Genomic DNA, 22,625 nt, shown 5'->3' on the forward strand with positions numbered 1-22,625 from the left:
GGAGGCGGCGTTTTCGATCGCTCCGGCGACAACCAAACAACAACGAAATGATACCCGTCGGGCGACGACGGCCATGATGACGCAACAAAGGGTAGGGCAACGATGATAGGCATGTTCGATTCCGGACTGGGCGGACTCTCGGTGTGGCGCGAGCTGACCCGGCTGCTGCCGCAGGAGCCGGTGATCTACCTCGCCGACCGCGCCTATTGCCCTTATGGCGGGCGCAGCCACGAGGACATCCTGGCCCGATCGGAAAAAATCACCCGCTACCTGGTCGAGCAGGGCGCAAGACTGATCGTCATCGCCTGCAATACGGCCACCAGCGCCGCCGCGCGTGAATTGCGCCGACGCCACCCCGAGCTGCCCATCGTCGGCATGGAGCCGGCGGTCAAACCGGCGGCCCTGCACTCGCGCAGCGGGCAAATCGCCGTGCTGGCGACCCGCGCCACCTTGAAGGGTGACAAGTTCCTGGAGCTGAAGGCGCAGTACGACGACAGTGTCGACATACTGCCGCTACCGGGCGATGGCTTCGTCGAACTGGTGGAGAATGGCGACCTCGCCAGCGAACAGGCGCAACGCGTGGTGGAGCGTCAGTTGCAGCCCCTGCGGGCTCACACCGTCGACCAGGTGGTGCTGGGCTGCACTCATTACCCGTTTCTCTCCCCCCTGATCGAGCGTGCGCTACCCGCTGGCGTCAAGCTGATCGATCCGGCACGGGCGGTCAGCCTGCAGGCCGAACGTCTGTTGCAGCGGCACGGCCTCTCCAGCCCCCCGGGCACCGTGCCAGCCCATCGTTTCGTCACCACCGGTGAAGCACCCGGCATGCGCCATTTTCTACGTCAGGTCCTGGGGCATCATGCCGAGGTGGATACGGTGGACCTCGATCGCATCCCCGCCCATTGAGGCGGCTTATAAAAACGGCCAGCGCGTCCCCAGCAGTTTCAGCAGGTCGTTTTTTCTCAAGTGTCCCAGCAGCTCGCCCTTAGCTCCGATCACCGGCAGCCGCTCGCCGTGGTGGGCGGTCATCAATTCCAGGCTTTCGGCCAGGCTCATGTCGGCGCTGACGCGGGGAAAATCCAGACGTATCAACGCGTCGGGAATTCGGCGGTCCGGATCGCTTTCCTGTCGTTGAATAGCATGAAACTCGTGGATCGGCACCGCACCCATGAAGCCTCGCCGGGGATCGGTGATGTAGACATGCTGCCAGCGCCAGTGGGCAAAGGCATCCGCCAGTTGCCGCAGGCTGGCGGGGTAGGGAAGATGCGGCGTGTTCTTCTGCATGATGTCGAGCACGGCATGTCGGTCCTTTTCGCTCTTGGGCAGGGCATGGGCGTAAATCGAGCGGCAACCGAGCAGGCGGACGGTCAGATGCGCGGTGGCTACCGCCAGCATCAGCGGTACGGCAGCGCCGGGCGTGCGGGTCATCTCAAGAAGCATGATGATGGCCATGAGTGGGGCCTGGGTGGCGGCGGCCAAGAAGGCCCCCATGCCGGCCACCACCCACAAGGGACCGGCCGGCTGGCCGGTCAGTCCGGTTATCGCATGGCCGCACACGGCGCCCAGAACGGCACCGACGAACAGGGTCGGCGTGAAGATGCCCCCCACCGCCCCCGAGCCGGTGGCGGCCGCGGTGGCCAGCAGCTTGCAGGTCAGCACGCCCAGCAGCAAACCGAGCGGCCAGGCGGTGTGCAGCAGCTGGCCGACGGTCCTGTAGCCGTTGCCCCATACGTGGGGCGTGAGTAGCGACAAGCCGCCGACGAAGGCCCCTCCCAGTCCCAGCTTGAGCCATAGCGGCAGCGGCAGTTGGCCGAAGATGGCCTTGCTCCGATGCAACAAGAGCTGAAAACCTGGCGTGAGCAGGCCGGCAACGATGCCCAGCAGCGCGAACCCTAACCCGCTGCTGTCTCCCTGTGTGGTCAGCGGGGGCAGTTGATAGATAGCGGTGTCGGCAAACAGGCAGGCGCTGGTCAGCTGCGCGCCGGCGGCCGCCAGCAGCAAGGGGCCCAGTGTTTCGATGGTGACCGAGCGCAGGATGATTTCACCGACGAACAACGCACCGGCAACAGGTGTGTTGTAGGCTGCACTGACGCCGGCGGCGGCACCGCAGGCCAGCCACAGGCGGCGGTGGGCCGTGCCGAGCCGGGCCAGCGCAGCCGGCAGGCTACCGGCCAGGGCAGCCAGCTGGATCATCGAACCTTCCCGTCCGATCGAGCTGCCCGAGACAATGGACATGGCCGACGAGGCGGCACGCAGCAGGGTGGCACGCAGTGAGAGCCGGCCATCGCCCAAAGCAATGCTTTCCATGTAGTCGGAAGCATGCTGCCGAATCTGCGGGAGCTGTTGCAGGATCCACCCCGCCGCGATGCCTCCGATGACGGGCGTCAGCACGCGCAGCCCGGGGGAGAGAGCGCCGGCCACCTGCACCGGACCACCATCGCCGCCGAACAGCCAGCGGCTCGCGCCATCGAGCAGCAGTCGGAAACCGTGAGTCGCCAGGGCGCCCAGGCAACCGGTGAGGGCTGCCACCGCCAGTAGCAGCGGCAGCCCGAACGGGGAGGAACGATGCGGAGTCATGCCCGGCTTACTTGAGCTGCAGCGCCTTCTTAACGGCCGCCAGGCCGTCTCCACCCTGGGTGGTCTGCACGCCGGCCAGCCAACTCGCCAGAAGCTCCGGCGATTGCTTCAACGCCGCCCTGGTCGCGACCTTGGCATCCTGCTTCTTGTCGAGGATGTCGCTGATGATGCGGTTTTCCAGATCGACGTTGAACTTCATCTGGGCGAACAGCTTGCCGGCATTGGGGCACTGGCTGGCAAAGCCCTTGCGCGTGACGGTATGCACGCTGGCGCTGCCGTAGTTGGGGCCGAAGTAAGCGTCGCCACCGGCCAGGTAGTTCAGCTTGAACTTGGTGTTCATGGCGTGCGGTTCCCAGGCGAGGAACACCACGAAATCCTTGGCGGCGACCTTGCGGGTGACCTGGCTCAGCATGCCGGCCTCGCTGGATTCCACCAGCTGCCAGTCACCCAGGTTGAAGTCCTTGGCCTTGATCATGTTCTGGATGTTGCGGTTGGCCGGGGCTCCCGCTTCGATGCCATAGATCTTGTGCCCGAACCGATCGGCGTGTTTCTGCAGATCGGCAAAGCTCTTCACCCCCGCGGCGGCGACGTAGGAGGGCACGGCCAGGGTGAATTTCGCCTGATCGAGGTTGCTTTGCAGCGATACGATCGAGCCATCCTGGAGAGGTCCTTCCACCATCGGTTTCTGGGCCGGCATCCAGTTGCCGAGAAACACGTCGGCCTGGCCCATCTGAAGACCGCGATAGATGATCGGAACCGACAGCGTGTCGGCTTTCTGGTGATAACCCAGCGCCTCCAGCACGATGCCGGCAATGGCGTTGGTGGCCGAGATATCCGCCCAGCCTGGTTCGGGCATGCGGATGGTGGTGCAGGACTCGGGATCGGCAGCCCAGGCGGCGTGGCCGGCGCTCAGTGCCAACAGCGCGCATGACAGGGTAAACGTGTGTGTGTAACGCATGGTACCTGCTCCTTCGTTTGGGCGATGGGATTCAACCACCGTGTCCGTGAACTTTGGGGAAGCGCGCCATTGCTTCGAGCGTGTCGAGCTCGATGTGGTTGCGCATGTATTTCTGGCTGGCATCCTGGAAGGGTTGGAAGTCCCACGCCTTGCGTTGCCCCATCGTTTGCGCCTCGTAGTGGAAGCGCCGGCGTTGCTGGCTGGCCAAAACTTCCTGATGCAGCGCGGGCAGGTCCCAGCGTTCGGCCACCTCCCGGCGCAGGGCGTGCATGCGGTCGGCCTGGCTCGGGTCGTCCGCCAGATTGTTTCGCTCCAGCGGATCCACGCGCAGATCGTACAACTGGTCCAGATCGACGGGGCTGTGAATGTACTTGAAGCCGCCGCGCCGGATCATCACGAGCGGGGCGATGGCACCTTCGCCGAGGTATTCGCCGATGACTTCATCGTGCCCGCCTTGCCCGGCGAGATGAGGCCACAGGCTGCGCCCGTCGAGGGGTTCTGGGGGGGCGGGGCTATCGCCGTCATGCGCGAGGTCCACCAGCGTGGGCAGTATGTCGGTCAGCGAGACCGAGGCGCCGACACGGCCGGCAGGGAAGCGTGCCGGTGCATTGACGATCAGCGGCACGCGGGCAGCGCCCTCGAAGAAATTCATCTTGTACCAGAGTCCGCGCTCTCCCAGCATGTCACCATGATCCGCCAGCAGGATGACGATGGTGTCGTCGGCCTGACCGGTCTGCAGCAGGGCGTCCAGCACCGCGCCGATCTGGTCGTCAACGAAGGAGACCGCGCCGTAATAGGCATGTCGGGCATTGCGAATCTGCTCGTCGCTGAGCGGGGTGCTGTCCATATCGCTGACATAGCGCAGCCGCAGGCTGTGCGGGTCGGCCTTCACGTCAGCCGCCGTGACCTTGGGCATATCGATCTCGTCGTGGCAGTAGCGGTCCCAGTAGCGCTGCGGGATGGCGTACGGATCGTGCGGGTGGGTCAGCGAGACCACCATGCAGAACGGCCGCGGGTCGTTGCCGCGGGCGAGGTCGAACAGCTTCTGCCGCGCGGCGAACACCACCTCCTCATCGAAATCGAGCTGGTTGGTCCGCACGCAGACGCCGGCATCGATCACCGAGCCCATATTGTGATACCAGCTGGGACGCACTTCGGGCTGCGTCCAGTCCGGCGTCCAACCGAAGTCGGCAGGGTAGATGTCGGTGGTCAGGCGATCTTCAAAACCGTGCAGCTGGTCGGCGCCACAGAAATGCATTTTCCCGGAGAGGATGGTGTGGTAGCCGGCATGGCGCAGGTAGTGGCCGAAGGTCAGGACTTCCGACGGCAATTCCGATGCATTGTCGTAGCCGTGGATGCGCGAGGGAAGCTTGCCGGACATGAATACGTAGCGGGCAGGTGCGCACAGCGGGCTGTTGGTGTAGGCCGAATCGAACACCACCCCGGAGTGGGCCAGTTTGTCGATGTTGGGGGTTTGGCAGACGGTATTGCCGTAGGCGGCCAAAGCGCCCGGCGTCAATTGGTCGGCCATCAGAATCAGGATGTTGGGTTTCTTGCTCACGACGCGCTCCCTTGTCATTGGCTTGGCTTATGCTTGGAAACAATGTAGCGTCTGATAACAACCGTGTGAACGCTATAAAATGATATGAAGGCATAAGATAACGATATGGCAAAACCATCCCGGCTTCCGGCCTTGCACACCTTGCTCTATTTCGAAGCGGCCGCGCGCCACCTCAATTTCACGGCGGCGGCGGCCGAGCTTGGCAGCACGCAGCCGGCGGTCAGCTTGCGCGTGGGGCAATTGGAAAGCGAACTCGGCGTCCCCTTGTTCACGCGGCGCCATCGCGGAGTGAGCCTGACGGCGGACGGAGCGCGTCTCTTCGAAGCGGTGCGTCAGGGGCTGGACCTGATCGGGGAAGTGACCGGGGAGATACTGGCGCGCCGGCGCCAGCCCTTGCTCACCCTGGCAACCGACTTCGGTTTTGCCGCCTATTGGTTGATGCCGCGCTTGCCTGCGCTAAGAGAGGAGATGCCGGAGCTGGAAGTCAGGATCATCACCTCGCAGCAGGCGATCGACCTGCGCGACGAGGTGATCGATGTCGCCATTGCCTTCGGCGAAGGGCACTGGCCGGGCTGCGTGGCCGAGAAGCTGCTGCCGGAAAGTGTCGTGCCCGTGTGCAGCCCGTCCTTCCTCGCGGCGTCGGACTGGCGGCGCGAGACGATTCCCTGGGCCGAGGTACCCTTGCTTCACCTGGAGCGTCCCACCCCGGCACGTTGGATGGACTGGCCCGACTGGTTCCAGCGGCATCGGCTGCCCGATCATCATCCGGGGCACGACCTGACCTTCAACAATTATCCCTTGGTGCTTCAGGCCGCCATGAGCGGACAGGGCGTGGCCTTGGGCTGGCTGCCGCTGGTGCAGGATCTGCTGGCAGGTGGACAACTGGTCAGTCTGGTCGATGCGCCGATCACGACGCCGCGCGGCTATTTTTTGGTGCTGCGGGAGTCGACCCGATTGACGGGCGTAATTGGGCGTTTCCGACGCTGGGCGCGTGAGGTGTGCGCGAATGGCACTCAGGAACAGGCTGGGCCGGGCGGTACATCCGCATAGGGTGACGACAAGAGGTCAGGCAGGCGGGGAGCTGGCTCGCGAAACCGGGCGGAGCCGTCGGCGTGGTCGACACGCCGCATCAAAACGGCCCGGCAGCCGCCTTCGGGTGCCGGGCGTTGGGGCTACCCGCTCGGGCGATCAGACCTTCCAGTCGTCATCGGCCTGCAGTGCTTCGAGTACGATCCCGCTCAATTCAGCACCGTCGCCTTGCTGCAGGTACTGCTGCAGTTCGCGGCGCATGCGCGGTTCCCAGAAGCGTTTGATGTGTTGCGAAATGCCCGCGAGGGCTTCCTGGCGATCCGGCATGGCCTCGAAGAAGCTGCCGATCTGGTTGGCCATGCGGGTCAGGTGATGTGTATCCATGGTGCATTCTCGGTTTCAATCGGAGGAGCGTGGGAGCGGGGCGACGATACGTTCGGCATGGCTATAGGCGACCCAGCGCTCGGGGCGGGCAAAGCCGATCAGGCACAGGCCGGCCTGTTGGGCAAGGTCCACCGCGAGCCGGGTCGGAGCCGAAATCGCCACCAGGGTGGAGAAGCCGGCGGTCACGGTTTTTTGCACCATTTCCATGCTGGCGCGACTGGTGACCACCATGAAGCCATCGCGCTCGGCGGGGTGCGAGGCCAAGGCCGCACCGATCAGTTTGTCGAGGGCGTTGTGGCGGCCGACGTCTTCACGCAACAAACGCAGCTCGCCGCTGTCGTCGCACCAGGCGGCGGCGTGCGTCGCCCCGGTAACTTGCTGCAGTGCCTGATGCCGGCGCAACCCGGTCAGGGCACGCCGCACCGCCTCGGCATCCAGCGTTCGCGGCTGCGCCAGAGGCCGCAAGGGACGAATGGCGCGCGCCAGGCTTTCGGTCCCGCATAACCCGCAGCCGGTGCGGCCGGTGAGGTTGCGGCGCATTTCCTTGAGCCGGGCGAAGCAGCCGGCGGCAATCTCGAGCTTGACCGTGATGCCGTCGCAGCCCGTCTCCACCTGGATGTCGAACACTTCTTTCGGCGTGTCGACGATGCCCTCGCTGACGGCAAAACCCAGCGCGAAGTCTTCCAGGTCGAGCGGAGTCGCCAGCATCACCGCGTGCGAGATGCCGTTGAACTCCAGCGCCACCGGAATTTCTTCGGCCAAGGTGTCGAGGCTATCGGCCACCACCCCGTTTTGCCAGGTTTGCACCTGACGGGTGGTGGCGCCGCTGGGGCTAGGTGAGGACTCGGGCGCCCCCATCATGCCTTGCCTTCTCCAGCCTGCTCGAGCAGTTCGAGCTGGGTCTGGTTGAAGCGCTGGTAGCTTTGCTGCCACTCGGACGGCTGCGTTACCGGCAGCACCTGCACCGCAGTCACCTTGTATTCCGGACAGTTGGTGGCCCAGTCCGAATTGTCGGTGGTAATCACGTTGGCGCCGGATTCCGGGAAGTGGAAGGTGGTGTACACCACGCCCGGCTGCATGCGCTCGCTGACCTTGGCGTGCAGCACCGTCTCGCCGGCACGGCTGGTCACCGCCACGCTGTCGCCATCCTTGATGCCGCGCTCCTCTGCATCGTGCGGATGAATCTCCAGCACGTCTTCCGGATGCCACATGCTGTTGGCGGTGCGGCGGGTCTGGGCACCGACGTTGTACTGCGACAGGATGCGGCCGGTGGTGAGGATCAGCGGGAAGCGCCGGTTCACCTTTTCATCGGTGGCGATGTACTGGGTCACGAAGAACTTGCCCTTGCCGCGCACGAAACCGTCGATGTGCATGGTCGGGGTGCCATCCGGCGCGTCGTCGTTGCACGGCCACTGCACGCTGCCGTGCTTGTCGATCTTCTCGTAGCTGACACCGGCAAAGCTCGGTGTCAGACGGGCGATCTCGTCCATGATCTGTGACGGATGAGTGTAGTCCATCTTCAGACCCAGGGCGTTGGCCAAGAGCTGGGTGACTTCCCAGTCGGCGTACTTGGCCAAGGGTTTCATCACCTGACGCACGCGCGAGATGCGGCGCTCGGCGTTGGTGAAGGTGCCGTCCTTCTCCAGGAACGAGGAGCCGGGCAGGAACACGTGAGCGTACTTGGCGGTTTCGTTAAGGAAGATGTCCTGCACCACGATGCATTCCATCGCCGACAGCGCGGCGGTGACGTGCTGGGTGTTCGGGTCGGACTGCACGATGTCCTCGCCTTCGCAGTACAGGCCCATGAAGCTGCCCGAGAGCGCGGCGTCGAACATGTTAGGGATGCGCAGGCCCGGCTCCGGGTCCAGCGTCACGCCCCAGGCGTCTTCGAACAGGTGGCGCGTGGCGTCGTCGGAAATGTGGCGGTAGCCCGGCAGTTCGTGCGGGAAGGACCCCATGTCGCACGAGCCCTGCACGTTGTTCTGGCCGCGCAGCGGGTTGACGCCGACGCCTTCGCGGCCGATGTTGCCGGTGGCCATCGCCAGGTTGGCGATGCCGATCACCATGGTGGAACCCTGGCTGTGCTCGGTGACGCCGAGACCGTAGTAGATCGACGCGTTGCCGCCGGTGGCATACAGCCGCGCGGCGCCGCGTACCAGCTCGGCCGGCACGCCGGTGATCTCGGCGGTGGCTTCCGGCGAGTTTTCCGGCTTGGCGACGAAATCTTTCCAGTCGTGGAAGGATTTCTCTTCGCAGCGCTCGGCGATGAAGTCGTCGGCCAGCAGCCCTTCGGTGACGATGACGTGCGCCAGCGCGGTGATCATCGCCACGTTGGTGCCGGGTTTCAGCGGCAGATGGTAGTCGGCCTTGATGTGCGGGCTGTTGATCAGATCGATCTGGCGCGGGTCGATCACGATCAATTTGGCGCCCTCGCGCAGGCGCTTTTTCATGCGCGAACCGAACACCGGGTGGGCATCGGTGGGGTTGGCGCCGATCACCAGGACCACGTCGGTCTGTTCGATCGACTTGAAGGTCTGGGTGCCGGCCGAGGTGCCGTAGGTCTGGCCCAGGCCGTAGCCGGTGGGCGAGTGGCAGACGCGGGCGCAGGTGTCGACGTTGTTGTTGCCGAAGCCGGCGCGGATCAGCTTCTGCACCAGATAGGTTTCTTCGTTGGTGCAGCGGCTGGAGGTGATGCCGCCGATGGAATCCTTGCCGTACTTGGCCTGCAGGCGCTTGAACTCGCTGGCGGCGTAGGCAATCGCCTCATCCCAGCTCACTTCGCGCCACGGGTCGGTGATCTTGCTGCGGATCATCGGCTTGGTGATGCGGTCTGGGTGGGTGGCGTAGCCCCAGGCGAAGCGGCCCTTGACGCAGGCATGGCCTTCGTTGGCCTTACCGTCTTTCCACGGCGTCATGCGTACTACCTGGTTGCCCTTCATCTCGGCCTTGAAACCGCAGCCGACACCGCAGTAGGCGCAGGTGGTGATCTTGCTGTGTTCCGGCTGGCCGAACTGGATGACCGATTTTTCCTGCAGCGTGGCGGTCGGGCAGGCGTCGACGCAGGCGCCGCAGGAGACGCACTCGGACTCCATGAAAGCTTCGCTCTGGCCCGGCGACACGCGAGACTCGAAGCCGCGGCCGGAGATGGTCAGCGCGAAGGTGCCCTGGGTCTCCTCGCAGGCGCGCACGCAGCGGTTGCAGACGATGCACTTGGACGGGTCGTAGCTGAAGTAGGGGTTGGATTCGTCCTTCGGGCTGTCCAGGTGGTTTTCGCCGGCCAGGCCGTAGCGGACCTCGCGCAGGCCGGTGACACCGGCCATGTCCTGCAGTTCGCAGTTGCCGTTGGCCGAACAGGTCAGGCAGTCGAGCGGGTGGTCGGAAATGTACAGCTCCATCACACCCTTGCGCAGGCTTTGCAGTTTGTCGCTCTGGGTGCGGACTACCATGCCGGCCTCGGCCGGGGTGGTACAGGAGGCGGGAAAGCCACGCCGGCCTTCGATCTCGACCAGGCACAGGCGGCAGGAGCCGAACGGTTCCAGGCTGTCGGTGGCGCACAGTTTGGGCACCATGGTGCCGGCTTCGGCGGCGGCACGCATCAGCGAGGTGCCTTCCGGTACGGTGACCTGCTGGCCGTCGATTTCCAGGGTGACCAGCTTGTCGGAAACGCGGGCCGGGGTGCCGAAGTCGGTGTCGTGAATCTGAGTGTTCATCGTCTGTTCCTTACTCTGCCGCGTCGTTGGCACCGAAATCTTCGGGGAAATGGTTGAGTGCCGACAGCACCGGGTAGGGTGTCATGCCGCCCATCGCGCACAGCGAGCCGTGCAGCATGGTGTCGCACAGGTCGCGCAGCAGGGCGATCTGCTGTGGACGTTTTTCATCTTTCTGGATGCGCTGGATCACCTCGACGCCGCGTGTCGAGCCGATGCGGCAGGGCGTGCACTTGCCGCAGGATTCGATGGCGCAGAATTCCATGGCGTAGCGCGCCTGCTCGACCATGTCGACGGTGTCGTCGAAGGCCACGATGCCGCCGTGGCCGACCACGGCGCCGAGCGCGGCGAAGGCTTCGTAATCGAGCGGGGTGTCGAACTGCGACTCCGGCAGGTAGGCGCCGAGCGGACCGCCCACTTGCACCGCACGGATCGGCCGGCCGGAGGCGCTGCCGCCGCCGAAATCGTGCAGCAGTTCACGCAAGGTCAGGCCGAAGGCTTTTTCCACCAGGCCGCCGTACTTCAGGTTGCCGGCGAGCTGGAACGGCAGCGTGCCCTTGGAGCGGCCCATGCCGTAGTCGGCGTAGAACGCGGCACCTCGCGCCAGGATCACCGGCACGCTAGCCAGCGAGATGACGTTGTTGATCACGGTAGGTTGGCCGAACAAGCCAGAGAGCGCCGGCAGCGGCGGCTTGGCGCGTACCACGCCGCGCTTGCCCTCGAGGCTCTCCAGCATTGCGGTTTCTTCGCCGCAGACGTAGGCACCGGCGGCCTTGCGCACGTCGAGCTTGAAGCACTTGCCGGAAGCGAGGATGTTCTCGCCGAGGAAGCCGGCGTCTTCGGCCAACCTGATCGCCTGGTTCAGTACGTCGAAAGAATGCGGGTACTCAGAGCGGACGTAGATGTAACCCTGGGTCGCGCCCACGGCGAGGCCGGCGATGGTCATACCCTCGATCAACATGAACGGGTCGTCTTCCATCACCATCCGGTCGGAGTAGGTGCCGGAGTCGCCCTCGTCGGCGTTGCACACCACGTATTTCTGGGCGGCTTCGGCCAGCGCCACGGTGCGCCACTTGATGCCGGTCGGGAACGCCGCGCCACCACGGCCGCGCAGACCGGAGTCGAGCACTTCCTGTACGATCGCCGCGCCATCCATGCTCAGCGCGCGCTTGAGACCGGCAAAGCCTTCATGCGCCTGATAGTCGGCCAGCGACAGCGGGTCGGTGATGCCGACGCGGGCGAAGGTCAGGCGTTCCTGGTTCTTCAGATAAGGGATGTCCTCGGTCAGGCCGTGGCCGAGCGGGTGTTCCGCGCCGTGGATCAGCGCGTCGAACAGCGCCGCCACGTCGTCGGCCTCGACCGGGCCGTAGGCGACGCGGCCTTGCGCGGTCTCTACCTCGACCAGCGGTTCGAGCCAGAACAGGCCGCGCGAGCCGTTGCGTACCAGCTCGATGTCGACACCTCGGCGCGCTGCCTCGGCGGCGAGGGCGACGGCGGTGTCGTCGGCGCCCAGGGCGAGGGCGGCGGAATCTCTCGGGACAAACAGGCGGATGCTCATTGTGCCTCCTTCACGTTGGCCAGGAGGCGGTCGAGCTTGGCGGCGTCGACGCGCGAGACCATCTTGTCGTTCAACTGGATGTTCGGGCCGGAGGAGCACAGGCCCAGGCAGTACACCGGCTCGAGCCCGATGCTTTGATCGGCGCTACGGCCGTGCAGGCTACAGCCCAACACCTGTTCCGCGTGCGCGGTCAGCTCGCGGCTGCCGCGCGCCTGACAGGCCTCGGCCTGGCAGATCTGCAGCGTGTGCTGCGCTGGCGGTGTGGTGCGGAAATGGTGATAGAACGTGATGACGCCGTGCACTTCGGCGCGCGACTGGCTGAGCGCCTTGGCGATATCGGCCACCGCCCAGTCCGGAATAAAGCCCAGTGTATCCTGCACGTCATGCAGAATCGGCAGCAAGGCGCCGGGCTGGTTCTGGTGCGTCTGGAGGATGGCCTGGAGCGACGCGTGCGCCAGGTCTTGTTCGGTCGTCATTGGATATCCCCTGTTGAAAACCTGCTTCCGATCTTGCTGCCTGCCCCAGTCGGGGCACAGGCGTGGCTCTTCACCCCGTCCGGGGCGCTCGCGACAGATCGTGAACAGATTTTGAGAGCCTGCTCTCAATCATTCTCGGACATCCTTGATTGTCCCGCTGAAAAGCGCGACCGATCTGTCTGAATCCGACCCCGAATGGTTGGGAACACGCCATTCCATATGCTTCCAAAAACATAATGAAAGCCGTGATGAGCCGCAGTGTGCTAGGTTATGGGGTGCTTTTCAATATGAACCAGATTGCCGGATGATTATGCAATCAAAACATAATATGGCGCAGCGCCTGCGGGTGCAAAGCCAGCTGGTATGGGAACTGGCCGCCGACAGCGGCGACCAAATCCCGTTCCGCGTGATCGAGTTGCTGACGGCGGTGCAGACGCACGGCAGCCTGCTGACCGCCGCCAAGGCCTGCGACACCTCGTACCGGCACGCCTGGGGGCTGGTGCAGCAGGCGCAGGACGCGCTCGGGGTGCCGCTATTGGAAATGGCGCGCGGCAAGGGCGCGCGGCTGACGCCGCTGGGGGAAAAACTGGTGTGGGCCAACCGCCGCATCAAGGCGCGCATCGGGCCCTTGCTGGAAACGCTGGCGTCGGAAATCGAGACCGAACTGCGTCACGCCCTGCAGGCGGTAGGTGCACCGCTGCGGCTGCACGCCAGCCATGGCTTTGCCGTGGAAATGCTGGTGCGCACCCTGAGCGCCGCTGGCATGGCCATCGACCTCAAGTACCGCAGCAGCCAGGACGCCGTGGCGGCGTTGCATGCGGGGGAATGCGACCTGGCCGGCTTCCACGTGCCGCTGGGCGAATTCCAGAGGACGATCGCCGCCAGCTACGCCGAGCACTTCGATCGCCACGAGCAGCGCGTCATCCATATCGTGACACGGCGCCAGGGCCTGATGGTGGTGCGCGGCAACCCGCGCAAGATCTACGAAATCGCCGACCTGGGACGGCCGGAGGTGCGCTTCGTCAACCGTCAGCCAGGCTCGGGTACCCGGCTGTTGCTCGACAAGCTGCTGCAGAAAGCCGGCGTATCGCCGCTTCAGGTACACGGCTATGAACAGGCGGAACTGACTCACGCGGCGGTGGCGGCGTTCATCGCCAGCGGCATGGCCGACGTCGGGCTCGGCATCGAGACCGCCGCACGGCGTTTCGACCTGGACTTCCTGCCGCTGCAGACCGAGCGCTATTTCTTCCTGGTGCGCCGCGCGACGCTGGAGCATCCCGCGCTGCAGACCATGATTGCCGCCTTGCAAAGCGCCGAATTCCGGCGCGACATCGGCCAGCTGCCCGGCTACGATGGCGCCCAGTCCGGCGCCATCCTCAGCGTCGACGAGGCGTTTCCGGAGCTGGCGGCACCGTAACTGAGCCCGCCGGCCAGGGACGCGTCGGGCAACCATCGCCCGTCCCGGCAGGAAGGGATCAATCGTGCAGCGGCCTGGCCGCGCGATCCTCGGCGGCGTTGGCCATCAGGTCCAGCGCCAGCGGCGACTTGTCGCGCAGCAGCCAGCCGAAGAACACGGTGGCCGCCAGCGCGCCGGCCAGTTGCGCCACGATGAAGCCCGGCGTGTCGACAGGGCGGATGCCGGAGAAGGTGTCGGTGGCGGCACGCGCCAGCGTCACGGCCGGGTTGGCGAACGAGGTGGACGCGGTGAACCAGTAGGCGCCGACGATGTACGATGCCACGGCATAAGGCACCGCATCCGGCCGGCTGCGCGAACAGCCGAAGATCACCGCCAGCAGGCCGAAGGTGGCGACGAACTCGCTCCACCATTGCGACGGGCCGGTGCGGATATGCTGCGAAGCGAACAACAGCGGTTCGCCGAACATGCCGTGCGCGGCCGCCACACCGCAAAAGGCGCCGATGAGCTGGGCGAGCGTATAGAGCAGGGCCTCGCGGCCGGACAGCTCGCGGCGCAGCGCCGCCGCCAGGGAGACGACCGGGTTGAAGTGGGCGCCCGAGATGCCGCCGAAGGTCAGGATCAGCGCCACCAGGCCGCCGCCGGTGGCAATGGCGTTGGCCAGCAGCGCCACGCCGACATTCCCGCCCGACAGGCGCTCGGCCATGATGCCGGAGCCCACCACCGTGGCCAGCAGCAAGGCCGTCCCCAGCCACTCGGCCACTAAACGACGCGGTAAATCCATTGATTACTTCTCCCCCGGCTGGCGCAGTCCACGCTGCCCGGTGTTGCAGGTTTTATTGATCATGATGGTGTTGTCTCCCCGCGCCGCTCAGTGACGCGTCAGCCCTTGCAGCCGCTCGACGCCGACCGGTTCCTCGGCCTGCAGCGGCACCACCGCCCAGCGCTGGGCATGGCGGGTGGCCACGGCGTCGATCTGCGCCAGCTCATTGGCGGCACGTCGTCGCAACAGCGGCGACGTCGGATTGGCCAAGGCCAGGCTGTTGTTGATGATCCAGGCCCAGGGCTCGATACCGGCGCGGCGCAGATCGGACTGCAGGTTGGCGGCCTCGAGCACCGGCGTGGTTTCGGCCAAGGTCACGATCAGCACCTTGGTCTGGGCCGGGTCCTGCAACTGCATCATCGGGGTGGTGAAGTGGATGCCGCTGGCCCCCATCTGGCGCGCCACCTCGCGGTGATAGGCGCCGGTGGCGTCGAGCAGCAGCAGGGTGTGTCCGGTGGGGGCGGTATCCATCACCACGAACTTGCGGCCGGCCTCGCGGATCACGCGCGAGAACGCCTGGAACACGGCGATTTCTTCGGTGCACGGGGAGCGCAGGTCTTCTTCCAGCATGGCGCGGCCCTGCTCGTCCAGTCCCTTGCCCTTGGTGGCCAGCACCTGTTGGCGATAGCGCTCGGTTTCGGTGTGCGGGTCGATGCGGCTGACGCTCAGGTTGGCGAGCGAGCCCTCAAGCGTTTCCGCCAGATGGGCGGCCGGGTCCGAAGTGGTCAGATGGACCGGGTAGCCACGGCGGGCCAGCTCGACGGCGACGGCCGCCGCCAGCGTGGTTTTGCCGACGCCGCCTTTGCCCATCAGCATGATCAGGCCGTGCCCGTCGCCCGCCAGCCCGTCGACCAGCGTGGCCAGATCGGGCGCGTCGGGAAGGACAATGGCCTCGATGACGTCGCCCGCGCAGTCTTCCGGCGACGACAGCATCCGGCGCAGCGCCGGCAACCCGACCAGGTTGAACGGCATCAACGACACGTGGTCGGTGGGGAGGTCACGCAGCACTGGCGGCAGCTCGGCCAGTGCGACCTGTTCGCGCTGCCAGACGGCGGCCGCCAGCGCGTCACCCGACGTTTCCGATTGCGGCAGGATGCCGTTGACTACCAGGTAGTGCTGGGTCAGCCCGATGGCCGCCAGTTCTTCATGGGTGCGCGCCACCTCGCGCAGGGTCGAGCGTTGCGCGCGGGCGACCAGGATCAGGCGGGTGCGACGGGGGTCCGACAAGGCCTCCACAGCCCCCTGGTATTGGCTGCGCTGCTTTTCCAGTCCGGCCAGCGGGCCGAGGCAGGAGGCATCGCCTTTGCCTTCTTCCAGGAAACCGCTCCAGGCGCCCGGCAGTTGCAGCAGGCGGATGGTATGTCCGGTCGGCGCGGTGTCGAACACGATGTGGTCGTAGCCGGCCTGCAGGGCCGTGTCGGTCAGTAGCGCGGTGAACTCGTCAAACGCGGCGATTTCGGTAGTGCAGGCGCCGGACAACTGCTCCTCGATGCCCTTGACCACCGTCTCCGGCAAGACGCCGCGCACCGGGTCGACGATGCGGTCGCGGTAGGCCTGGGCGGCGGCCTGCGGATCGATTTCTAGTGCATTCAACCCCGGCACCGTGTCGATCGGCGTGACCACGTTGCCGATGGTGACGCCGAAGACCTGACCGACGTTGGAGGCCGGATCGGTGCTGACCAGCAGCACGCGCTTGCCTTGGTCGGCCAGCCGGATGGCGGTGGCGCACGCCAGCGAGGTTTTGCCGACACCGCCCTTGCCGGTGAAGAACAAAAACGGCGGAAGATGATCGAGGAACAGCATGGGCATCCTTTCTTGGTGGCTCAGCAGCAACCGCTGCCGGAACAACAGCTGGAGGCCGGTTTCGTTTCTACCGCAAGCTGGCTGATGCCGGCCCAGCGCGCCAGCTCGGCGCGGCGCGGGTAGCGGCCGGCCAGCACCAGTTCGCCGTCCACCAGGATCAGCGGCAAGCCCTCCTGGCCCGAGCGCTCCAGGAACGCTTTGACGGCGGCGTTCTCGGCGAAGGCGAGCGGTTGCTGCGCCAGGTTGAAGCGGTCGATCTGGCCACCGTTCTGCTTCAGCCAGTCCACGTCGCTGGCAAACGTCACCAGCGCCTGGTCGACGTCCACGCCACAGACGCCGGAGCTGCAGCACAGTGCGGGGTCGAATACCTGAATGGTTGCCATGGGTGAATCTCCTTTACGCGGTCAGGGTGGCGATCTTGTCCATCTCGGCCTTCAGTGCGGCCTTGTCCTGCTGCAACGTGGCCAGCGGCAGCGCCAGGAAGGCCTCGATACGGGCACGCAGAATACGGTAGGCGGTCATGAACGCCGCATCGATTTCCGCGTCGGTACCGGTTGCATGAGCAGGATCTTCCACGCCCCAGTGGGTACGCAGCACCGGGCCCAGATATGCCGGGCAGGTTTCGCCGGCGGCGCTGGCGCAGACGGTGATCACGATGTCGGGAGTCGCCGGCAGGTTATCCCACGACTTGCTGTAATAGCCCTCGGTCGAGATGCCTTCGCGCGCCAGCAGAGCGAGCGAACGGGGGTGGACCTGGCCGGTCGGCCGGCTGCCGGCGCTCATCGCGCGCCAGCCTTTCGGCGCCAGGTGGTTGAAGGTGGCCTCGCCCAGGATCGAGCGGCAGGAGTTACCGGTACACAGGAACAGGACATTCATTCGGTTCAACTTTCGGGCGACGAGGTGGGAGTCGGGGAACGCGCCGCCTCCGGGCAGCATGATTCGGCCGGCGGGACGAGGCAGTGCTCCGGGTGGCCGGCGCAGCACTCTTCCGTCAGGTAGGCGATCAATTCGAGCATCTGGGGCAGGTTGGCCCGGTAACGCTGGAAGCGGCCTTCCTGCTCCACCGTGACCAGCCCGGCATGGTTCATGCCCTTCAGGTGGAAAGACACGTTGTTGGGCGGCAGATCGAGCGTGGCCGCGATCTGGCCGGCAACCATGCCGTCCCGACCGCACTTGACCAGCAGGCGGTAGATGTCGAGCCGGATCCCGGAGGAGAGCGATTCGAAGAGCTTGGTGGCGGTGTGCTTTTCCATAAATCAATAATACAAGAACTATTGAAATATAGTCCAGACCGATTTTCTACGCCGTTCCCACGTCGGATTGCCAAGGGAAGAGGGCGGCGCGAAAGTCGGAATCGACACGCCACCTTGAAATTGATGGCGGGATGACAGTTGGGGGGCCAGCCTACCGTGCATCGGCCCACGAAGCTCGCGCCGCGCCGGGAGCGGTGCTCGGGCGGGACGCTGGCAGGCGCGTCACCCGATCAGGGCGACCGCCGTTACTCAGGCAAAGCGTCGTGCCGCGTCCAGGGCCAGGCCGCAGCCGATGCTGCCGTAAAGATCGCCTTCCACCGCGCGTGCCGTCGGCAGCACGGCGGCGATGCGTTGGCGCAGCAGCGGCACGCCGCTGGCGCCACCGGTGAAGAACACGGTATCGACGTCACCGGCCTTGACGTTGGCGTCCACCAGCAGGCGGCGCACGGTGCTCTCGATGGTGTCGATCTGCTGGGCGATGGACTGGTCGAACTGGGCGCGCGTGATGTCGTGCTGCAGGCCGGCTTCGATTTCGCCGAGCGGCAGCGTGACCAGGTCGGCCGAAGACAGCCCGATCTTGGCCGCTTCCACCTGGATCGCCAGCCAGTGCCCGGCGCGCTTGTTGACCAGCGCGAACAGCCGGTCGAGCTTGTCGCTTTCCAGCGCCTCGTTGTACACGTCCTTCAGGCTAGCCAGGGCCTGACGGGTGTAGGCGAAGTTGATGGTGTGCCAGGTGGCGAGGTTGAAGTAGTAGCTGGACGGCATTTCGGCACCGCTTTTGAGCCGGCTCTTGAGGCCCAACAGCGGCATCACCGCATGCAGGCTGAGCTGCTTGTCGAAATCGGTGCCGCCGATGTGCACGCCGCAGTTGGCGAGGATGTCGTCGCGCCGGTCGAGCTTGCCGGCGCGCTCCGGCGAGACGCGGATCAGCGTGAAGTCGGAGGTACCGCCGCCGATGTCGACCACCAGCACCAGTTCCTCGCGCTCGACGCGGCTCTCGTAGTCGAAGGCGGCCGCGATCGGTTCGAACTGAAATTCGATGTCGCTAAAGCCGGCGCGGCGCGCGATCTCGCCCAGCGTGTCTTCGGCCAACTTGTCGGCCTTGGGGTCGTCGTCGACGAAGAACACCGGTCGGCCGAACACCGCCTGGCGGAAGGAGCGCCCAGCCTGGCGCTCGGCGCGCGTCTTGAGGCCGTCGATGAACATCGCCAGCAAATCGAGGAAACGCAGCACGCGCCCCTGCACCTCGGTCTGGCCATTCATCAGGCCCGTGCCGAGGATGCTCTTGAGCGAGCGCATCAGCCGCCCCTCGTACCCTTCGAGGTACTCGCCGAGCGCAGCGCGGCCCACGGCTACCGAGTCTTCGTCGGCGTTGAAGAACACCACCGACGGCAAGGTCGGCTTGCCGTCTTCCAGTGCCAGTAGGCTGGGTTGGCCGGGGCGGTGCCACCCGACGGTCGAATTGGACGTGCCAAAATCCACGCCGCAGGCGTTGGTCGTCATGCTGCTCTTACTCCGCTTTGCTTCTGGAAGGCGCGCGAGTATAGCGGAAACTGGGCCATCCCGCTTGCCCGCATTCTGTTGCCGGACCGATTTCGTAATCGCGACAGTCACGTACAGATGCGGGAAGCGGCGCGTCGGCCTTCGCCCCTGATCATCGTCATATAACCATGGCTCATGTTGTTGTTTCCAAACGATATATTGCCGATTTCACCTGATTTTGTGCGGCGCAGCGGCGAGCGCGACAGCGCCGCGAGGGCGATTGCTGGCGCGCCGATTTACTGAAATGATCGTCGCGCGGTCGAGGTTCGGGGCAGGCGAGAGGCGATGCCACTCCAAACCCCGACCGCGAAACCCACCTTTACCCCACATGCTTGCGGCGTGCCCGCCACCACGGTTGCCGCGAAATAAGAGCCAAGATTGGCCGAGGAGAAAACATGAAGAAACTGGCTGCATGCCTGATGCTGTCGCTGGCGTCCGTCGGCGCTTTTGCCAAAGACTGGAAAGTCATCCGCTTCGGCGTTGATGCCAGCTACGCCCCGTTCGAATCGAAAGCTGCCGACGGCAAGCTGGTCGGTTTCGACGTCGATCTGGGCAATGCCATCTGCGAGAAACTGAAAGCCAAATGCGTGTGGGTCGAGAACGACTTCGACGGCATGATCCCGGCGCTCAAGGCCAAGAAGTTCGACGGCATCCTGTCGTCGCTGTCGGTCACCGAGAAGCGCGCCGAGCAGATCGCCTTCTCCGACAAGCTGTTCAACGCCCCGGTGCGCATGGTCGCCAAGAAGGGCAGCAACCTGCTGCCCACCGCCGAATCGTTGAAGAGCAAGCGCATCGGCGTCGAGCAGGGCACCACCCAGGAAACCTACGCCAAGGCCTACTGGGAGCCCAAGGGTGTGAACGTGGTGCCCTACCAGAACCAGAGCCTGGTGCTGGCTGACCTGGGCTCGGGCCGCCTCGATGCCGCCCTCCAGGACGCGGTGCAGGCCGACATCGGCTTCCTCAAGACCCCGCAGGGCCGTGACTTCGCCTTTGCCGGCCCGGAGCTGAAAGACCCGAAAACGCTGGGCACCGGCACCGCGATCGGCCTGCGCAAGGACGACGCCGACCTGCGCCAGCAGGTCAACCAGGCACTCGCCGCCATTCACAAGGACGGTACCTTCGACCGCCTCGCCAAGAAGTACTTCTCCTTCGACATCTACAACTGATCGGTACTGATTCAGTCCTGCCCACGACGGGCGGGACTGGGACGTGCATGCTCCGGAGACACCCGTGGTTACGGTGTCTCCGGCGTGCGTCTTTGTGATTGTGAAGCCGAGGCGGGGCCGCCGCCGCGGGGTACACCCGCTTGCCGATGCGCCGCCGGTGCTTCCGAAGGAGAATGCCATGTTTCTGCAAGGCTTTGGCCCGCTGATTTTTGAGGGAACGCTGCAGACCATCAAGCTGGCACTGGTGTCGATGCTGCTCTCCGTCCTGATCGGACTGGTGGGCGCCTCGGCCAAGCTGTCCAGCCACCGACCGTTGCGATACCTCGCCACGGCCTACACCACGCTGATCCGCAGCGTGCCCGACCTGGTGATCATGCTGCTGCTGTTCTACAGCCTGCAAATCCTGCTCAACCAGCTCACCGACTGGGCCGGCATCGAGCAGATCGACATCGACCCCTTCCTCGCCGGGGTGGTGACGCTGGGCTTCATCTACGGCGCCTATTTCACCGAGACCTTCCGCGGCGCCTTCCAGGCCGTGCCGCGCGGCCAGCTCGAGGCCGCCACCGCCTACGGCATGAAACCGTGGCTGGTATTCCGCCGCGTGCTGTTCCCGCAGATGATGCGCTTCGCGCTGCCGGGCATCGGCAACAACTGGCAGGTGATGATCAAGGCCACCGCCCTGGTGTCCATCATCGGCCTGGCCGACATCGTCAAGGCAACCCAGGATGCGGGTAAGAGTTCGATGCAGCTGTTTTTCTTCAGCATCGTGGGCGGGCTGATCTACCTCGCCATCACCACGCTGTCGAACGGGGTGTTGTTGTGGTTGGAGCGCCGTTATTCGGTCGGCGTCAGAAAGGCTGAGCTATGAACGAGATCCTGCAGCAATACTGGCAGGCCTATTTGTGGAGCGACGGCTACCACATCACCGGCGTCGCCATGACCCTGTGGCTGCTAACGGCGTCGATCGCCATCGGCTTCGTGCTGGCGGTGCCGCTGGCGGTGGCCCGCGTGTCGCCCAATCCGCTGATCCGCGGCCCGGTGTGGTTCTACACCTACGTGTTCCGCGGCACGCCGCTCTACATCCAGCTGCTGGTGTTCTACACCGGCATCTACAGCATCGAGTCGGTGCGCGCCCAGCCGCTGCTCGACGCCTTCTTCCGCGAGGGCATCAACTGCACGCTGCTGGCGTTCGCGCTCAACACCTGCGCCTACACCGTGGAAATCTTCGCCGGCGCGATCCGCGCCACGCCGTACGGCGAGATCGAGGCGGCACGCGCCTACGGCATGTCGAGCTTCACGCTATACCGCCGCGTCATCCTGCCCTCGGCGCTGCGCCGCGCGCTGCCGTACTACAGCAACGAGGTGATCCTGATGCTGCATTCCACCACGCTGGCGTTCACCGCCACGGTGCCGGACATCCTCAAGGTGGCGCGCGACGTCAACTCCGCCACCTACGCCTCGTTCGAGGCCTTCGGCATCGCCGGCGCGCTGTACGCCGTGATCGTGTTCGCGCTGGTCTGGCTGTTCCGCCGCGGCGAGCAGCGCTGGCTCGCCTTCCTCAAGCCGCAGGCGCATTGATTCGCCGTATTGGGAGAGATTGAAATGTACAAACTGACCGTGGACGACCTGCACAAGAAGTACGGCACCCACGAAGTGCTCAAGGGCGTGTCGCTCAAGGCCAAGGCCGGCGACGTGATCAGCATCATCGGCTCCTCGGGTTCGGGCAAGAGCACCTTCCTGCGCTGCATCAACTTCCTCGAGCAGCCCTGCGCCGGCGCCATCACGCTCAACGGCGAGGCGATCCGCACCGCGCCGGACAAGACCGGGGCGCTGTGCGTGAGCGACGCCAGGCAGCTGCAGCAGATGCGCACCCGGCTCGCCATGGTGTTCCAGCACTTCAACCTGTGGGGCCACATGACGGTGCTGGAGAACATCATCGAGGCACCGATGCACGTGCTCGGGGTGAGCCGCGCCGAGGCCGAGGCGCGCGCGCGCAAGTACCTGGCCAAGGTCGGCCTGCCGGAGAGCGTCGAGGGCAAGTACCCGTCGCACATGTCGGGCGGGCAGCAGCAGCGCGTGGCGATCGCGCGCGCGCTGGCGATGGAGCCGGAGGTGATGCTGTTCGACGAGCCGACCTCGGCGCTCGACCCGGAGCTGGTGGGCGAGGTGCTGAAGGTGATGCAGACGTTGGCCGAAGAAGGCCGCACCATGCTGGTGGTGACGCACGAGATGGGCTTCGCACGCGAGGTGTCGAACCACGTGATGTTCTTGCACCAGGGCCGGGTGGAGGAGGAAGGACACCCGCGCGAGGTGCTCAACCAGCCCAGGAGCGAGCGCCTCCAGCAGTTCCTCGCCGGCAGCCTGAAATGACCGTGGC

General features: G+C 65.3%; 21 protein-coding genes. 7 read left to right on the forward strand and 14 right to left on the reverse strand.

The features are described from left to right. Nucleotides 1-111: 111 nt before the first annotated feature. Entirely contained in the window at nucleotides 112-903 is a 792-nt protein-coding gene (murI, locus tag FURADRAFT_RS10850) for a glutamate racemase (RefSeq protein WP_150105053.1), read from the forward strand. Nucleotides 904-909: 6 nt separating this feature from the next. Here murI and FURADRAFT_RS10855 read toward each other — a convergent pair whose 3' ends face one another. From FURADRAFT_RS10855 to betC, 3 genes are read right to left on the reverse strand one after another with little or no spacing between them, the layout of a single operon-like run. Beyond that, nucleotides 910-2,574 (reverse strand): chloride channel protein, encoded by a 1,665-nt coding sequence (locus FURADRAFT_RS10855; protein WP_008954200.1) that lies wholly within the window; start codon nucleotides 2,572-2,574, stop codon nucleotides 910-912. Nucleotides 2,575-2,581: 7 nt separating this feature from the next. Beyond that, nucleotides 2,582-3,532: a choline ABC transporter substrate-binding protein gene (gene choX / locus FURADRAFT_RS10860; protein ID WP_008954201.1), complete on the reverse strand. Its 951-nt coding sequence runs from the start codon at nucleotides 3,530-3,532 to the stop codon at nucleotides 2,582-2,584. A 31-nt stretch (nucleotides 3,533-3,563) separates the two neighbouring features. Then, the gene (betC, locus tag FURADRAFT_RS10865; protein ID WP_201441946.1) at nucleotides 3,564-5,093 is read right to left on the reverse strand and encodes a choline-sulfatase; all 1,530 of its coding nucleotides are present in this window, start codon (nucleotides 5,091-5,093) and stop codon (nucleotides 3,564-3,566) included. A gap of 105 nt (nucleotides 5,094-5,198) precedes the next feature. On the opposite strand from betC, the gene FURADRAFT_RS10870 reads away from it, so the two are divergent. Beyond that, a complete protein-coding gene (locus FURADRAFT_RS10870) occupies nucleotides 5,199-6,143 on the forward strand; it encodes a choline sulfate utilization transcriptional regulator (protein ID WP_008954203.1) in 945 nt (314 codons plus the stop codon). Nucleotides 6,144-6,281: 138 nt separating this feature from the next. Here FURADRAFT_RS10870 and FURADRAFT_RS10875 read toward each other — a convergent pair whose 3' ends face one another. The 5 genes from FURADRAFT_RS10875 to FURADRAFT_RS10895 are packed head-to-tail and all read right to left on the reverse strand — an operon-like array spanning nucleotide 6,282 to nucleotide 12,247. Then, nucleotides 6,282-6,506, reverse strand: coding sequence for a formate dehydrogenase subunit delta (locus FURADRAFT_RS10875; RefSeq protein WP_008954204.1), 225 nt, complete (start codon nucleotides 6,504-6,506; stop codon nucleotides 6,282-6,284). A 15-nt stretch (nucleotides 6,507-6,521) separates the two neighbouring features. Further along, nucleotides 6,522-7,367, reverse strand: a complete 846-nt coding sequence (fdhD, locus tag FURADRAFT_RS10880; RefSeq protein WP_008954205.1) for a formate dehydrogenase accessory sulfurtransferase FdhD — start codon at nucleotides 7,365-7,367, stop codon at nucleotides 6,522-6,524. Continuing rightward, a complete protein-coding gene (gene fdhF, locus FURADRAFT_RS10885; protein ID WP_008954206.1) occupies nucleotides 7,364-10,216 on the reverse strand; it encodes a formate dehydrogenase subunit alpha in 2,853 nt (950 codons plus the stop codon). Before fdhF ends, fdhD begins: the two co-directional genes overlap by 4 nt. Nucleotides 10,217-10,226: 10 nt before the next feature. After that, nucleotides 10,227-11,771 (reverse strand): formate dehydrogenase beta subunit, encoded by a 1,545-nt coding sequence (locus FURADRAFT_RS10890; protein WP_008954207.1) that lies wholly within the window; start codon nucleotides 11,769-11,771, stop codon nucleotides 10,227-10,229. Continuing rightward, the gene (locus FURADRAFT_RS10895; RefSeq protein WP_008954208.1) at nucleotides 11,768-12,247 is read right to left on the reverse strand and encodes a formate dehydrogenase subunit gamma; all 480 of its coding nucleotides are present in this window, start codon (nucleotides 12,245-12,247) and stop codon (nucleotides 11,768-11,770) included. Before FURADRAFT_RS10895 ends, FURADRAFT_RS10890 begins: the two co-directional genes overlap by 4 nt. 310 nt (nucleotides 12,248-12,557) lie before the next feature. Here FURADRAFT_RS10895 and FURADRAFT_RS10900 point away from each other — a divergent pair, with 310 nt between their 5' ends. After that, nucleotides 12,558-13,664 carry a substrate-binding domain-containing protein gene (locus FURADRAFT_RS10900; RefSeq protein WP_008954209.1) on the forward strand — a complete coding sequence of 369 codons (1,107 nt, stop codon included), beginning with the start codon at nucleotides 12,558-12,560 and terminating at the stop codon, nucleotides 13,662-13,664. 58 nt (nucleotides 13,665-13,722) lie between these two features. On the opposite strand, the gene FURADRAFT_RS10905 is transcribed toward FURADRAFT_RS10900, so the two are convergent. The 6 genes from FURADRAFT_RS10905 to FURADRAFT_RS10930 all read right to left on the reverse strand — a co-directional run bounded on the left by FURADRAFT_RS10905 (nucleotide 13,723) and on the right by FURADRAFT_RS10930 (nucleotide 19,043). Further along, complete coding sequence (locus FURADRAFT_RS10905; protein WP_008954210.1) at nucleotides 13,723-14,445, reverse strand: MIP/aquaporin family protein; 723 nt, start codon at nucleotides 14,443-14,445, stop codon at nucleotides 13,723-13,725. Nucleotides 14,446-14,532: 87 nt separating this feature from the next. Next, on the reverse strand, nucleotides 14,533-16,287 hold the full coding sequence (gene arsA / locus FURADRAFT_RS10910; protein ID WP_008954211.1) for an arsenical pump-driving ATPase: 1,755 nt from the start codon (nucleotides 16,285-16,287) through the stop codon (nucleotides 14,533-14,535). Nucleotides 16,288-16,307: 20 nt separating this feature from the next. Further along, entirely contained in the window at nucleotides 16,308-16,670 is a 363-nt protein-coding gene (gene arsD / locus FURADRAFT_RS10915) for an arsenite efflux transporter metallochaperone ArsD (protein WP_008954212.1), read from the reverse strand. Between the two features lie 13 nt (nucleotides 16,671-16,683). Continuing rightward, a complete protein-coding gene (locus FURADRAFT_RS10920) occupies nucleotides 16,684-17,163 on the reverse strand; it encodes an arsenate reductase ArsC (protein WP_008954213.1) in 480 nt (159 codons plus the stop codon). 5 nt (nucleotides 17,164-17,168) lie between these two features. Next, a complete protein-coding gene (locus FURADRAFT_RS10925) occupies nucleotides 17,169-17,540 on the reverse strand; it encodes an ArsR/SmtB family transcription factor (RefSeq protein ID WP_008954214.1) in 372 nt (123 codons plus the stop codon). Nucleotides 17,541-17,789: 249 nt separating this feature from the next. After that, on the reverse strand, nucleotides 17,790-19,043 hold the full coding sequence (locus FURADRAFT_RS10930; protein ID WP_008954215.1) for an Hsp70 family protein: 1,254 nt from the start codon (nucleotides 19,041-19,043) through the stop codon (nucleotides 17,790-17,792). 434 nt (nucleotides 19,044-19,477) lie between these two features. Between FURADRAFT_RS10930 and FURADRAFT_RS10935 the strand changes: the two genes are divergently transcribed. The 4 genes from FURADRAFT_RS10935 to FURADRAFT_RS10950 all read left to right on the forward strand — a co-directional run bounded on the left by FURADRAFT_RS10935 (nucleotide 19,478) and on the right by FURADRAFT_RS10950 (nucleotide 22,618). Next, nucleotides 19,478-20,248, forward strand: a complete 771-nt coding sequence (locus FURADRAFT_RS10935; protein ID WP_008954216.1) for an ABC transporter substrate-binding protein — start codon at nucleotides 19,478-19,480, stop codon at nucleotides 20,246-20,248. Nucleotides 20,249-20,426: 178 nt separating this feature from the next. After that, entirely contained in the window at nucleotides 20,427-21,116 is a 690-nt protein-coding gene (locus FURADRAFT_RS10940; protein WP_008954217.1) for an ABC transporter permease, read from the forward strand. Next, nucleotides 21,113-21,826: an ABC transporter permease gene (locus FURADRAFT_RS10945; protein WP_008954218.1), complete on the forward strand. Its 714-nt coding sequence runs from the start codon at nucleotides 21,113-21,115 to the stop codon at nucleotides 21,824-21,826. Before FURADRAFT_RS10940 ends, FURADRAFT_RS10945 begins: the two co-directional genes overlap by 4 nt. A 24-nt stretch (nucleotides 21,827-21,850) precedes the next feature. After that, nucleotides 21,851-22,618, forward strand: coding sequence for an ABC transporter ATP-binding protein (locus FURADRAFT_RS10950; protein ID WP_008954219.1), 768 nt, complete (start codon nucleotides 21,851-21,853; stop codon nucleotides 22,616-22,618). Nucleotides 22,619-22,625: the final 7 nt, after the last annotated feature.

Source organism: Pseudogulbenkiania ferrooxidans 2002 (genome assembly GCF_000174355.1).
GTDB classification, from domain to species: domain Bacteria; phylum Pseudomonadota; class Gammaproteobacteria; order Burkholderiales; family Chromobacteriaceae; genus Pseudogulbenkiania; species Pseudogulbenkiania ferrooxidans.

Coding starts and splice junctions, on each gene's coding strand:
- murI (WP_150105053.1), top strand. CDS start 112: ATGTTCGATTCCGGACTGGGCGGACTCTCGGTGTGGCGCGAGCTGACC.
- FURADRAFT_RS10855 (WP_008954200.1), bottom strand. CDS start 2,574: ATGACTCCGCATCGTTCCTCCCCGTTCGGGCTGCCGCTGCTACTGGCG.
- choX (WP_008954201.1), bottom strand. CDS start 3,532: ATGCGTTACACACACACGTTTACCCTGTCATGCGCGCTGTTGGCACTG.
- FURADRAFT_RS10870 (WP_008954203.1), top strand. CDS start 5,199: ATGGCAAAACCATCCCGGCTTCCGGCCTTGCACACCTTGCTCTATTTC.
- FURADRAFT_RS10875 (WP_008954204.1), bottom strand. CDS start 6,506: ATGGATACACATCACCTGACCCGCATGGCCAACCAGATCGGCAGCTTC.
- fdhD (WP_008954205.1), bottom strand. CDS start 7,367: ATGATGGGGGCGCCCGAGTCCTCACCTAGCCCCAGCGGCGCCACCACC.
- fdhF (WP_008954206.1), bottom strand. CDS start 10,216: ATGAACACTCAGATTCACGACACCGACTTCGGCACCCCGGCCCGCGTT.
- FURADRAFT_RS10890 (WP_008954207.1), bottom strand. CDS start 11,771: ATGAGCATCCGCCTGTTTGTCCCGAGAGATTCCGCCGCCCTCGCCCTG.
- FURADRAFT_RS10895 (WP_008954208.1), bottom strand. CDS start 12,247: ATGACGACCGAACAAGACCTGGCGCACGCGTCGCTCCAGGCCATCCTC.
- FURADRAFT_RS10900 (WP_008954209.1), top strand. CDS start 12,558: ATGCAATCAAAACATAATATGGCGCAGCGCCTGCGGGTGCAAAGCCAG.
- FURADRAFT_RS10905 (WP_008954210.1), bottom strand. CDS start 14,445: ATGGATTTACCGCGTCGTTTAGTGGCCGAGTGGCTGGGGACGGCCTTG.
- arsA (WP_008954211.1), bottom strand. CDS start 16,287: ATGCTGTTCCTCGATCATCTTCCGCCGTTTTTGTTCTTCACCGGCAAG.
- arsD (WP_008954212.1), bottom strand. CDS start 16,670: ATGGCAACCATTCAGGTATTCGACCCCGCACTGTGCTGCAGCTCCGGC.
- FURADRAFT_RS10920 (WP_008954213.1), bottom strand. CDS start 17,163: ATGAATGTCCTGTTCCTGTGTACCGGTAACTCCTGCCGCTCGATCCTG.
- FURADRAFT_RS10925 (WP_008954214.1), bottom strand. CDS start 17,540: ATGGAAAAGCACACCGCCACCAAGCTCTTCGAATCGCTCTCCTCCGGG.
- FURADRAFT_RS10930 (WP_008954215.1), bottom strand. CDS start 19,043: ATGACGACCAACGCCTGCGGCGTGGATTTTGGCACGTCCAATTCGACC.
- FURADRAFT_RS10935 (WP_008954216.1), top strand. CDS start 19,478: ATGAAGAAACTGGCTGCATGCCTGATGCTGTCGCTGGCGTCCGTCGGC.
- FURADRAFT_RS10940 (WP_008954217.1), top strand. CDS start 20,427: ATGTTTCTGCAAGGCTTTGGCCCGCTGATTTTTGAGGGAACGCTGCAG.
- FURADRAFT_RS10945 (WP_008954218.1), top strand. CDS start 21,113: ATGAACGAGATCCTGCAGCAATACTGGCAGGCCTATTTGTGGAGCGAC.
- FURADRAFT_RS10950 (WP_008954219.1), top strand. CDS start 21,851: ATGTACAAACTGACCGTGGACGACCTGCACAAGAAGTACGGCACCCAC.